The organism is Hypericibacter terrae (genome assembly GCF_008728855.1).
Classification (GTDB): Bacteria; Pseudomonadota; Alphaproteobacteria; order Dongiales; family Dongiaceae; genus Hypericibacter; species Hypericibacter terrae.
This window is the reverse complement of sequence record NZ_CP042906.1, coordinates 5,751,051-5,763,174: the sequence shown is the minus strand read 5'-3', so window position 1 is coordinate 5,763,174 and position 12,124 is coordinate 5,751,051. Positions and strand designations below refer to the sequence as shown.

Genomic DNA, 12,124 nt, shown 5'->3' with positions numbered 1-12,124 from the left:
GGCGGCGTTCGACGGAGGCCTGACATGACGGACGGAAGCGCGACCGTTCTCCCGGTGCCGCTGCTCCGTCCGGGCGAGCGCCGGATCAGCCTGATCGCGATCCTCGCCAGCGCTTTCGCCTCCACCGTGACCTTCGCCATGTCGACGCCGCTCCTTTCCATGCGGCTCGAGGCGCAAGGCGTCAGCGGCAGCATCATCGGCCTCAACACCGCGGTCGAAGCGGCGGCGATCCTGTTCTTCACGCTCGCGACACCGACGCTGGCGCGCCGCCTCGGCGCCGCCAACGCGCTCTATCTCGGCGTCGCGATCATGACGGCGGCCATCGCGCTGCTGCCGGTGTGGAACAGCATCGAAGGCTGGTTCGTGCTGCGCTTCGTGATGGGCGCCGGCATCGCGATCCATTGGGTGATCGGCGAGGTCTGGCTCAACACCGTCGCCGACGACAGCACGCGCGGGCGCGTGGTCGGGCTCTACGTCACGACCATGTCGGCCGCCTACTGCCTGGGATTCCCCGTCCTGATGATCACCGGCACCGAGGGATACCTGCCTTTCTATCTCATCACCGGCACGGTGGCGGCCTCGGCCTTACCCCTGATTTTCGCGCGCAGGTTGATTCCGTCCCTGCCCTCGGAGGCGGCCGCCCACTACGCCACCCTGCTGCGGCGCCAGCCGACCCTGATGGCGGCAGCGGTGCTGAACGGCGTGCTGATCAACTCGGTGCTGGCCTTCTTCCCGATCTTCTCCGACCGCATGGGGGTGGGCGAACGGGCCGGTTTCGGCATGCTGTTCGCCGTGGCGCTGGGCAACGTCCTCCTCCAGCTGCCGATCGGCATGATGGCCGACCGGCATGACGGGCGCGACGGGCGCAAGCTCCTGATCTTCCTGGCGATCACCAGCGCCGTCGGGTTCCTGCTGCTGCCGCTGGTGCTGGACAGCCTGGCGGCCTGGCCGCTGCTGACCATCTGGGGCGGCTCCTTCGGCGGGCTCTATACGGTCGGGCTCGCCATGGTGGGGCGGCGCTTCGGGCCGGGCGATCTGGCCGCGGCCAATGCGCTCTTCGCCTTCACCTACGAGACTGGAACCCTGGTCGGGCCGGTCTTCGTCGGGACCAGCCTCGATCTCTGGAATCCCTACGGCTTCCTCGCCGCCGGCGGCGGCGCCTGCCTGCTCTTCCTGCTCATCGCCCTGACGCGCCGCGTCTAGCCGCGGCCCGGCACGGCCCGGCGAAGGGGCTTTGCCGCTCCGCGCGGGATCGCCATATCATCGGGGAGCTGGGCACAGGAGCATTCGGCGATGAACGGCAAAACCAACGATCGCGCAACACCCGTCTCGATCCTGGGCTGGGGCCATACCCGCTTCGGCAAGCTGAGCGATCAGACCCTCGAAAGCCTGATGGGGGCCGCCGCCACGGAGGCCCTCGCCCATGCCGGGGTCGACGCCCGCGACATCGACGAGGTGGTCGTCAGCCATTTCAACCAGGGCATGGACCCGCAGGGCTTTCCCGCCTCCCTCCCGATCCAGGCCCTGCCGGATCTCCGCTACAAGCCGGCGACGCGGGTCGAGAATGCCTGCGCCAGCGGTTCGGCCGCCATCCAGCAAGGCATCAAGTCGATCGCCGCCGGCCAGGCCCGGCTGGTGCTGGTGGTGGGGGCCGAGAAGATGACCGGCAACAGCGGCCCCGACATCCAGAAGGCCCTGGCCTCGGCCAGCTATGTCGCCGAGGAAGGCGGACCCGACGCCTCCTTCGCCGACATCTTCGCTCAGATCGCGCAGCTTTATTTCCAGCGCTATGGCGACAAGTCGGATGCACTGGCACGGATCGCCGCCAAGAACCATGGCTATGGCGCGCTCAATCCCCTGGCCCATCTGCAGAAGGATCTGGGCTACGAGTTCTGCCGGCGCATCACGGCCGAGAATCCGATGGTGGCGCCGCCGCTGCGGCGCACCGATTGCTCGATGGTCTCCGATGGCGCGGCCGCGGTCGTACTGGCGGCACCGGCTGTCACTGAATCCAAAGACCGCGAGATCCAGATTCGCGCGACCGCGCATGTAAACGATGCGCTGCCCATGAGCGGGCGCGACATGACCTTTCTCGAGGGCGCCGCGCGCGCCTGGAGACATGCGTTGTCGCGCGCCGGGCTCGCGCTCGACGATCTCGATTTCGCCGAGAGCCATGACTGCTTCACCATCGCCGAACTGATGCAATATGAAGCGATGGGCCTCGCCAAGCCCGGTCATGGCGCCGAGCTCCTCGAAGAAGGCGCCACCTCGCTCGGCGGCCGGCTGCCGGTCAATCTCTCCGGCGGGCTCAAGGCCAAGGGCCATCCGATCGGCGCCACCGGCGTCTCGATGCATGTGATCGCCGCGCGCCAGCTCGCGGGCGAGCCCCTGGGCGCCAAACGCGAGGGCGCACGGCTCGGCGGCATCTTCAACATGGGCGGCGCCGGCGTGGCGAATTACTGCAGCATCCTGGAACGCGTGCGGTGACGCGGTCGCCGCGACTGGAATGCGCTCCATGATCGAAGGCCTCGTCACCTATGAACACCTCGTGCCGGGCGCGACGATCGGCAGCCTCAGCCTCGACATCATGGCCGCAGATATCGAGGATTACCGCTCGATCACGGAGGAGGCCGGCCCCGGGCTCCCACTCTCGCCGGGGCTCGCGGTGGCACTGATGATGCGGGCTTATATGCGGCTCATGCCGAAGCGCCCGCCGGGCTCGATCCATGCCTCGCAGAAGCTGCAGCTGGGCGTCCCTCTGACGGCGGGTGATCGCGTGACGGTCGAGCTGCGCTGCGCCGCGAAGGAGCGGCGCAAGGCGCGCGGCTGGGTGCGATTCGAGACGGAGATTCGCAACCAGACGAGCGCCCTGGTGCTGGCGGGCGAGCATTGGGTGGTGTGGGGATGAGCCGCGCCGATCCGCCGCCGCGCCTGGTCGAGCGCCGGCTGCAACTCACCACGGAGCGGATCCGGCGCTACGGATCGCTCACGGAAGATCCCAATCCGATCCATTACGATCCGGCCTTCGCCGCCATGACGCCCTTCGGCAAGCCGATCGCACAGGGCACCCTCACGCTGAGTGCGCTGTGGGCCGCCGTCACGGCGACCTTCGGACCGGATGGCATGGCCGGCATGGCGGCCGATCTGCGCTTCATCAAACCCGTGGTCGAGAACGACACGGTGACGGGCAAGGGCGAGCTCATCGCGACCTCGCCGCCGACCTATCGCGTCGCCGTCGTCGATTCGTCCGGCGCACCCGTCGTCGAAGGGCAATTGATCTGGCCGGATGTCGAGATCGGCAATGTCTGACGCTCAATACTTCTTTCCTCCCCTTCACGCAGTGAGGGGGAGGGCTGCGAAGAGTTAGTCGGAGCGAAGCGGAGACTTACTCGGAGCTGGGAGAGGGCGTGTGGCCAAGAGAGGACCCGCCTCTCCCAGCTTCGGCTAAGGATCGACCTCAAAGACAGTCGCTCTCCTCCCGCTACGCGGGCGGAGAGGAAAGTGGAAGCGGAGCGAACTCGTATCGACCTACGCCCCCTTCGCCGGCACCACCAGCGCGTCCAGCGCGGCGCAGCCTTGGGGTTTCACCAGCAGCGGATTGATGTCGATCTCCGCGAGATGGTCGCCGAGATCGACGGCCAGCGCCGACAGCCGAACGAGGGCGCGGGCCAGCGCCGCGATGTCGGAGGGCGGCGCGCCGCGCAGGCCCGAGAGCAGCCGGCGAACCTTGAGCTTGTCGATCATGCGCAAGGCGGCCGCTTCGTCCAGCGGCGCCAGCGCCGCCTGGACGTCGCGCATCAACTCGACCAGCGTGCCGCCGGCGCCGGCGAGGATCACCGGACCGAACTGCGGATCCAGCTTCAGCCCCAGCACCAGCTCGACCCCGCCCGGCGCGAAACGCGTGACCAGCACATGCGAGCCGATCCGCTCGTTGAGGTCGAGGAAGGCCGCTTCGACCGCGGCCTCGTCGCGCAGGTTGAGCTTGACGCCGCCGAGATCGGATTTATGCGCGATGTCGGGCATGGCGGTCTTGAGCACCACCGGATAGCCCAGGGAAGCGGCCGCCTGTTTCGCCTCCGCGAGCGTGTAGACCAGGCGATAGGGCAGGACCGGAATGTCGTAATCCGCCAGCAGCGCCAGCCCCTCGGCCTCGGACAGGACGCGGCCGCGCGCGAGCCGTTCCTTCCAGCGCTGGCTGACGGCGGCCGAAGCCGGCGCCGGCATCGCGATCGGCGGCCGCAGGCGATGGTCGCGATAGTCGAGCGCATGGCGCACCGCGCGCAGCGCGGCGACCGTGCCGTCGAGCACCGGCACGCCGGCGCGCGTCACCTCGACCGCGCGGCGCTGATGATCGAGCGAGGCCGAGTTGGTCGCGAGCACGACCGGCTTCGAGGTCCGGGCCGCCGCATCGAGGCAGGCTTGCGTGCAGGTTTCGCTGTAGAGATTGTCCTGCAGCATATCGAGGAAGAACATGCCGATCGCGGTGGCCGGGTCCTCGAGCAGCGCCTGGAAGCAGTCGCGCATGATCCCGCCATAGTCGTTGCCGGTGCCGAAGGCATCGAGCGGATTGACCGGATCGAGCCCGTAATCCAGCCGCGCGGCGAGCTTCGCCGTCGTCGCTTCGTCGATCGCGGCGAAGGGGATGCCGATCTCGGCCGCATGATCGACAACGAGCTCGCGCTCGCCGCCCGATTCATGGATCGTCGCCACGGCCCCGGGTCCGACGCGGCGCGGATGAGAGAGTAGCAGCAGGGTCGTCACCAGCTCATCGATGGTGTCGACACGGGCGACGCCGTATCGCTCGAAGAGGGCGCCATAGGCCACGTCGTTGCCGGCGAGGGCACCGGTGTGGCTCACGGCCATCTGCGCCGCCTGCTCGCTGCGCCCGACCTTCAGCACCACCACCGGCACGTCCTGCGCCTGCGCGCGCTCGAGGCTGTGCCGGAACGCCTCGGGATCGCGCACGCCCTCGAGGAAGAGGCCGATGGCGCGGGTCGATTCGAGCCCCAGCGCGTAGTCCATATAATCCGCGGTCGAGGTCGAGAGCTCGCGCCCGGTGGAGACCGCGAAATTCAGGCCGAGGCGATGGTTGTGGTTGACGACGGCGGCGAAGACGGAGCCGGACTGGCTCAGAAAGGCGACGCCGCCCGGCAGGCGCTCGATGAAGGGATAGGAGTTCACATGGATGCGGGCCTGGTAGTGACAGAACCCCATCGAGTTGCCGCCGCAGATCGGCAGCCCCGCTTCCCGTGCCATCGCGGACAGGCGATTGGCGAGACGCGGCTCCTGCGCCTCCGGCATGACACAGCTGCCGAAAATCGCGGCGGCGCGAGCGCCGGCCTTGATCGCCTTCCCGAGCTGCTCTTCGAGCTTCTCGTTCGAGACCGCCAGCACGGCCAGATCGACCGCTTCCGGCAGCGCCTCCAGCCCGGCATGGCAGGCCAAGCCCTCGATCTGCTCATAGCGGGGATTGACGGGATAGATGCCGCCGCCGAAGCCCAATGCCTTCAGCGTCCGGAGCATCGATTGTCCGGTGCTGTGTTCCCTCGGCGAGGCGCCGACGATGGCGATGGAGCGCGGCTCGAGCAGCGGCGAAAGCTTATGATCGGTCATTGACGATGACTGTCCTGGAAGCGCGGGACGATATCAATCCCTGCTTTTCCGGGGCTTCGGCTGTTTCAGCGGGGCTTGTCGGATTCTTCGGAAGGGTGGAAAATTGGCTGCAGCCTGACCATCTCCGTCCATAAAGCCGCGCTTGGCGCAGGAGATCTCGATGAGCATGCCAGCCAAAGCCATGAAGCTGCCGGGCCCCGATCACCCGATCGCGATCGAACCCAATCCGCAACGGGTCCGCATCACCTGGAACGGCAAGGTCGTGGCCGACACGACACGCGCGCTGACCTTGCGCGAAGCGGCCTATCCGCCGGTTCAATATATTCCGCGCGCCGACGTGAAGATGGCCCTGCTGAAACGGACCGACCACAGCAGCCACTGCCCCTATAAGGGCGAGGCGTCCTACTACAATATCGAGCAGGACGGTCAACGTGCCGAGAATGCGGTCTGGAGCTACGAGGCGCCCTATGACGCGATGGCCTCGATCAAAGGCTATCTCGCCTTCTATCCGAACCGTGTCTCCTCGATCGAGGAGCTCTAGGCTTGCGCGCGGACTTGATCCGCTACAGCGCCTTGCGCAGCGTCAGATTGTAGCGATAGGGACCCGTCAGCGGATCGCTGCCGGGCGCCAGCGGGTCGATGCCGTGATAGCGATGGCGCGATGGACCGCCCCAGACCACGACGTCGCCGCTTTCCAGCCGCAGCCGCGCCGGCTTCTGGCGGCGTTCCTCGCCGCCGAAGAGAAAGACCGCGGGCAGGCCGAGCGAGACCGAGACGATCGGTTGCGAGAAATCGCGCTCGTCCTTGTCCTGATGCAGCGAGAGCTTGGCGCCTGCCTCGTAGCGATTGATCAGGCAGGCATCGGGCTCGAAGCCGTCAAAACCCGCGGCCTTGGCGGCGCCCGCGGCCAGCGCGCGGAACATCGGCGGCATGGCAGGCCAGGGCCGACCGCTCTGGGGATCGGTGGCGCCATAGCGATAGCCGCCGAGATCGGTGATCCAGCCGGCCTCGCCGCAGTTCGTCATGGCGACCGACATCGCATAGCCGCCCGGTGTCACCATGCGGCGGAAGGGTGCCGCCTTGGCGACATGCTCGATCTCCTGCAGCAGCGCCGGCAAGCTCGCCTGCACGAAGCCGCGCAACAGGGCGGCGCCGGGCGCCAGGATCTTGATTCCACCGGCGCCCGGCGCGGTGCCGGCAAAGAGATCGGCGAGGGCGCCCATGTTCCGTCTCATCGCGCGTCGTGAAAGATGATGCCGAGGGTGAAGCGGTGCCCGCTCTTGAGCCGGCTCACGCCATGGCGCATCGCGCTGCGATAGACGCCGCGCTTGCCCTGCACGGGCCGGTGATTGACCGCGAAGATCACGCCTTCGCCTTGCGTCAATGACACGACCTCGCCCCGCGATTGCTGGCGAGGCCGCTGCTCCGTCAGCATGAACTCCCCTCCGGTGAAATCCTGGCCGGGCGCGCTCAACAGGATGGCGACCTGCAGCGGAAAGACCAGGTCGCCGTAAAGATCCTGATGCAGGCAATTATAATCGCCGGGCCCGTATTTCAACAGCAGCGGCGTGGGCCGGCGCTGGCCGGCTTCATGGCAGCGCCCGAGATAGGCCTCATACGCCGGCGGATAATCCGGTGCCGCTCCCAGCGCCGCCTGCCAGCGATTGGCGAGCGGCGCCAGCTGCCGATAGAGTGCGCCGCGCAGGACCGACACCGCCTCGGGCAGCGGATAGCCGAAATATTTATACTCGCCGCGCCCGAAGCCATGGCGCGCCATGACGACCTGGCTGCGAAAACGCGCCTCCTCGTCATAGCCCGCGATCAGGGCCTCGCACTCGGCCGGCATCAGGAGCGGGCCCGTCGTGGCATGGCCCTGCTCGTCGAGCGTGGCGCCCAGCCGCGCCCAGTCCAGCGCCTGGACCCGACAGGCCAGGTCTTCTTCCGCGCGGGCGCGCGGGGAGCGGCGGGTTGGGGAAGGACGGGTCATGACGGTCATCTTTGGATTGCCGTGGCTGGGCGCAGGCGTCATGGGTTTCTCCGGGTTGGCGCTGTCGCCGGGATTAAGCCTTGCCCGGCTCTTGCCCCGCGCCCCGGATCTTGCGGATGGCAGCGGCTCCAGTGGGAGGCGTCCCGCCGACCTGCCTCGCCATAACCGCCCCGCCGTGATATCCGGATGACCAGCCGTCGGCCCGTCGCAACCGCGGGCCCCAGCTTGGGGATCTGTCTTGGCGAAGCCGCCTTCCACCACCCGGCGATCCTTGCCGCTGCAGGCGATCCTGACGTTGCTGTTTGTCGCGATCATCGTGGTAACGGCGGGCGGGCTGGTGCTCTACAGCCATGAGCGGCTCTCGCGGATCGCAAAGGTCGAGGCCCGCGAGAATTTCGACCGGATCTCGGCAACGATCGCCCGGGGGATCGGCGGGGCGATCGGCTCGGCGCAGATCTTCCTCGAGACCGCCGCCCTCAGCCTCGACACGGACATGCCGCCCGAGCAGCTGGCGCCGCTCTTCGCCCGGCTCCTGCGGGAGGTGGAACGCATCAATCCGGCCGTGACGGGCCTCACTTTCGGCCGGCCGGACGGCCGTTTCTATGCCGTGTTCGATCTCAGCCGCGGAATTCCGGAAGAGGTCGCGGCCATCGCCAAGGACAAGGCCGCGTTCGCGGTCCGGATCGGCCTCCAGACCGGGCCGGGGGCCGGCGAAGGGGCGGACGAGCATTGGCAGGTGCTCGACGGCGATCTGAAGACCATCGGCACCACCCCGATCACCACCACCGATTACGATCCCCGGCTGCGGCCCTGGTACCAGGACGCCATGCGGCTCGGGGGCCTGGTGCTCACCTCGCCCTATCAGTTCAGGCCGCTGCCGGTGATGGGCGTCACCCTCGCGCAGCGTCTCGACGATTCGCCGGGCGACGTGATCTCGATCGATGTCGAGCTCGACGACCTCGACCGGCAACTGGCCGAGCTGCGCGAATCGCCGGAGATGGAGCTCTTCGTTTTCGACGACCGCGGCAATCTGATCGCCCATCCCGATGCGGCCCGGCTGCGCATGGAGATCGAGCCCGATGCGCCCGAGGCGATGACGCCGATCGCCCTGCTCGACGATCCCGAAATCGCGGCGCTCTATGCCAGCTATCGCGCCGATTCGGGTTCGGGCGACCGTGTGGTCACGATCGCAGGGCGCCCCTATCTGACGCGATTCCAGACCGTGAAGGGACCCGTGCGCGGCCTGACCACCGCGATGGCCGCCCCCTACGACCTGATCCTGGGGCCGGCCGACCGCCTGCAGACGCGCCTCCTGCTGGTCGGCCTGGCCGCGATCCTGGTCGGCGCCGTCATCGTGATGCTGGTGTCGGGCCGGGTGACGCGGCCCTTGCGCGACCTGCAGGCCGACGTTGCGCGCATCATGAAGTTCGATTTCGAGGAGCCGCCGCTGCGCCGATCGAGCATCGCCGAGATCGTCGAGCTGGGCGGTGCCGTCACCGCGATGCGGGCGGCCTTGCGGCAGTTCTCGCGCTATGTGCCGGGTCAGCTCGTGCACAACATCCTGGCCCACCGGGTGCAGCCGGAGCTGGGCGGCAAGCGGCAGACGCTGACGCTCCTTTTCAGCGACGTGGTGGGATTCACCACGCTCGCGGAGAATCTCGACCCCGAAACCCTGACCCAGGTGGCGTCGCGCTATTTCAGCGAGGTGGGTGCGGCCCTGGTCGAATCCGGCGGCACCATCGACAAATACATCGGCGACGCCGTGATGGCGTTCTGGAACGCGCCGGCGCCGCAGCCCGATCATGTCCGCCTCGCCTGCCTGGGCGCCCTCGAGGCGGCCGAACGGGTCAGGAAACTCAACGAGGCGTTCCAGGCCGAGGGCAGTCCCGTCATGCCGACGCGCTTCGGGCTCCATACCGGCGAGGTCGTGGTCGGCACGATCGGCTCGGTCGATCGCATCAACTACACGGCGCTGGGCCATGTGGTGAATCTGGCCTCGCGCATCGAGGGGCTCAACAAGCGCTACGGGACGACCATCCTGGTCAGCGACGCGGTGCGCCAGGGGGCGGGCGGGGATTTTCTGTTCCGCTTCGTCGATTCCGTGGTGCCGGTCGGCGCCACCGAGCCGATCGCGCTCTATGAGCTCATGGGCCTCGCCGAGAAGCTTCCGGACACGGGCCAACGGGTCGCGCTGTGGAACGAGGCTTGCTCCCGCTACTACGCGCGCGACTGGGACGCCGTGCTGGCGCGGCTCGACCAGATGCAGGAACGCTGGCCGGAAGACCGGCTGGCCCAGCTCTATCGCGACCGCGCCGACCGCCATCGGCGCGAACCGCCGCCCGCCGATTGGACCGGCATCGAACGCGCGAAGACGAAGTAGAAGAGCGGGCGCTCAGGCGCCCGCGGCGGCCTTGGCCTTCGGCGCCGAGCCCATCTGATCGCGAATCTCCGAGACGATCTCGAAGGAGCGCAGCCGTGCCTGGTGATCGTAGATCTGCGCGGTGATCATGATCTCGTCGGCCTCGGTCCTGGCGATGAAGGCGTCGAGCCCGCGCCGGACGGTGTCGCGCGAGCCGACGATGGCCTCCGCGAGCGACCGGTCGATGCCGGCCTGCTCCACCGCCGTCCACTGACCCTGGCCGCTCTCCAAGGGCGGCTGGAGCGGCGTCGGATGGCCGCGGCGCAGATTGACGAACTGCTGCTGCAGCGAGGTGAAGAGGCGCCGCGCCTCGGCATCGGTCTCGGCCGCGAAGACATTGAGGCCCAGCATCGCGTAGGGCTTCTCGAGGGTCGCCGAGGGCTGGAACTGGCTGCGATAGATGTCGAGCGCCTGCATCATCAGGTCGGGCGCGAAATGCGAGGCGAAGGCGAAGGGCAATCCGAGGATCGCGGAGAGCTGGGCGCTGAAGAGGCTCGAGCCCAGCAACCAGATCGGAATCTTGAGGCCCACGCCCGGCACGGCGGAGACCGTCTGGCCGGGCTCCGGCGGACCCAGCAGCTGCTGCAGCTCCATCACGTCGCGCGGGAACTGGTCGTCCGACGCGGTCATGTTGCGGCGAAGCGCCCAGGCCGTGCGCTGATCGGTGCCGGGTGCCCGGCCCAGCCCCAGATCGATGCGGCCTGGATAGAGCGACTCCAGGGTTCCGAACTGCTCCGCGATCACGAGCGGCGCATGGTTCGGCAGCATGATGCCGCCGGAGCCGACGCGGATGGTCTTGGTGGCGGCGGCCACATGGGCGATCACGATCGAGGTGGCCGCGCTGGCGATGCCCGGCATGTTGTGATGCTCGGCCAGCCAATAGCGCTTATAACCCCAGCGCTCGGCATGGCGGGCCAGATCGGCCGAGTTGCGGAAGGCGTCGGCGGCGGTGCCGCCGGCGCAGATCGGCGACAGATCCAGCACCGAAAATGGAATCATGAATGGCTCCCGTTCGTGGGCGGCATCGATAGGCCCGACCGCTTAGATCTGGCCCTTGGGCAAGGGCGCGCAACCCCTCCCCGTTTCACATCCCCACGGTCGTGAGGGACTTCGCCCCAGGATAAGCGGAACCGATCGCGCACGCCGCCCTGGAAATTGACCGCGTCAGTCGCGGGGTTATGACGGCCCGAAGCCGTGCCCCGCTGCGCGGGATCAATGGCTGGGCTTGTTCGGAAAGGGCGTGAGCTGAAGCTCGTGCGTCCAGCAGGAGCGGTCTTGCGTGTGCAGATAGTAGAACGCCTCGGCGATCTTGACCGGATTGATGAGGCTGTCGGGGTTCCGCTGCGCCTGCGGCAGGGCCCGGACCCCAGGCGAGTCGATGAGACCGTCGATCACGACATTGGCCACATGCACGCCATGCTCGGAATATTCCTCGGTGAGCACCTGTGCCAGCGCGCGCATCGTGACCCGGGGATAGTACAGCGATTCGCCCGTCTTCCGCTTGGTCCCGCGCAGCGACTTGTTGTTGTTGGAGAAGAAGAACGACCCTTCGCCTCGCTTGCGCATGGCCGGCAGCACTTCCTTGGCGATGAGAAAGGGACCGCGGCTGGCGATATGCTGCGCAGTGTCGAACAGCTCCACCGGGATATGTTCGAGCAGCTCCTTCTCCGGCGGAAGATCGCGGCCCTCCAGATAGCCCGCATTGTAGACGAGAACATGCGGATCGCCGGCCTCGCGCCGGATCCGGGCGAAGGCCGCCGCGATCGAGTCCTGCGAGACCAGATCCAGCTCGACGGTCATGCATTCGCCGCCCTGCTCCCGGATGGCCTCCGCCAATGCCGCGGCATTGGCCTCCTGGCGGGTCGTCAGCACGACGAAGAAGCCCTCTTGCGCGAACTTCTGGGCAATGGCGCCGCCGACGCTCCAGCGCATGCCGACCGGCAGGTCGCTGTCGTCCAGCGTCCTGCCATGCGCCAGCAGGGTGTTGCGGCCATCCGATTGCCATTTGGAGGTGGCGCCGACCACCACGGCGACAGGCTTGCCGTTCCGGTTCGCCTCATGATTTGGACTCATTCGAAAGGGCTCCCTTTCCGTTTGTGGAGCTC

The 12,124-nt window shown here is 67.8% G+C and carries 11 protein-coding genes; 6 read left to right on the top strand and 5 right to left on the bottom strand.

Annotated features, from left to right (window positions below; genetic code table 11):
• Positions 1–24 precede the first annotated feature (24 nt).
• The 4 genes from FRZ44_RS26345 to FRZ44_RS26330 all read left to right on the top strand — a co-directional run bounded on the left by FRZ44_RS26345 (position 25) and on the right by FRZ44_RS26330 (position 3,309).
• On the top strand, positions 25–1,203 hold the full coding sequence (locus FRZ44_RS26345; protein ID WP_151179984.1) for an MFS transporter: 1,179 nt from the start codon (positions 25–27) through the stop codon (positions 1,201–1,203).
• 90 nt (positions 1,204–1,293) lie between these two features.
• Positions 1,294–2,487, top strand: coding sequence for a thiolase domain-containing protein (locus FRZ44_RS26340; RefSeq protein ID WP_151179983.1), 1,194 nt, complete (start codon positions 1,294–1,296; stop codon positions 2,485–2,487).
• Positions 2,488–2,515: 28 nt separating this feature from the next.
• Entirely contained in the window at positions 2,516–2,908 is a 393-nt protein-coding gene (locus tag FRZ44_RS26335) for a MaoC family dehydratase (RefSeq protein WP_151179982.1), read from the top strand.
• A complete protein-coding gene (locus FRZ44_RS26330; protein ID WP_151179981.1) occupies positions 2,905–3,309 on the top strand; it encodes a MaoC family dehydratase in 405 nt (134 codons plus the stop codon). The genes FRZ44_RS26335 and FRZ44_RS26330 overlap by 4 nt, the downstream gene beginning before the upstream one ends.
• Before the next feature lie 219 nt (positions 3,310–3,528).
• Here FRZ44_RS26330 and FRZ44_RS26325 read toward each other — a convergent pair whose 3' ends face one another.
• Complete coding sequence (locus tag FRZ44_RS26325; RefSeq protein WP_151179980.1) at positions 3,529–5,613, bottom strand: acetate--CoA ligase family protein; 2,085 nt, start codon at positions 5,611–5,613, stop codon at positions 3,529–3,531.
• Positions 5,614–5,773: 160 nt separating this feature from the next.
• On the opposite strand from FRZ44_RS26325, the gene FRZ44_RS26320 reads away from it, so the two are divergent.
• Positions 5,774–6,154 (top strand): DUF427 domain-containing protein, encoded by a 381-nt coding sequence (locus FRZ44_RS26320; RefSeq protein ID WP_225308459.1) that lies wholly within the window; start codon positions 5,774–5,776, stop codon positions 6,152–6,154.
• Between the two features lie 22 nt (positions 6,155–6,176).
• On the opposite strand, the gene alkB is transcribed toward FRZ44_RS26320, so the two are convergent.
• The gene (alkB, locus tag FRZ44_RS26315; RefSeq protein WP_151179979.1) at positions 6,177–6,836 is read right to left on the bottom strand and encodes a DNA oxidative demethylase AlkB; all 660 of its coding nucleotides are present in this window, start codon (positions 6,834–6,836) and stop codon (positions 6,177–6,179) included.
• A gap of 8 nt (positions 6,837–6,844) precedes the next feature.
• Positions 6,845–7,642, bottom strand: a complete 798-nt coding sequence (locus FRZ44_RS26310; RefSeq protein WP_225308458.1) for a 2OG-Fe(II) oxygenase — start codon at positions 7,640–7,642, stop codon at positions 6,845–6,847.
• A 196-nt stretch (positions 7,643–7,838) separates the two neighbouring features.
• Here FRZ44_RS26310 and FRZ44_RS26305 point away from each other — a divergent pair, with 196 nt between their 5' ends.
• Entirely contained in the window at positions 7,839–9,980 is a 2,142-nt protein-coding gene (locus FRZ44_RS26305) for an adenylate/guanylate cyclase domain-containing protein (protein ID WP_151179978.1), read from the top strand.
• 12 nt (positions 9,981–9,992) lie between these two features.
• Here FRZ44_RS26305 and FRZ44_RS26300 read toward each other — a convergent pair whose 3' ends face one another.
• On the bottom strand, positions 9,993–11,018 hold the full coding sequence (locus FRZ44_RS26300) for an LLM class flavin-dependent oxidoreductase (protein ID WP_151179977.1): 1,026 nt from the start codon (positions 11,016–11,018) through the stop codon (positions 9,993–9,995).
• 213 nt (positions 11,019–11,231) lie between these two features.
• Positions 11,232–12,092, bottom strand: a complete 861-nt coding sequence (locus tag FRZ44_RS26295; protein WP_151179976.1) for an SDR family oxidoreductase — start codon at positions 12,090–12,092, stop codon at positions 11,232–11,234.
• Between the last annotated feature and the right edge of the window lie 32 nt (positions 12,093–12,124).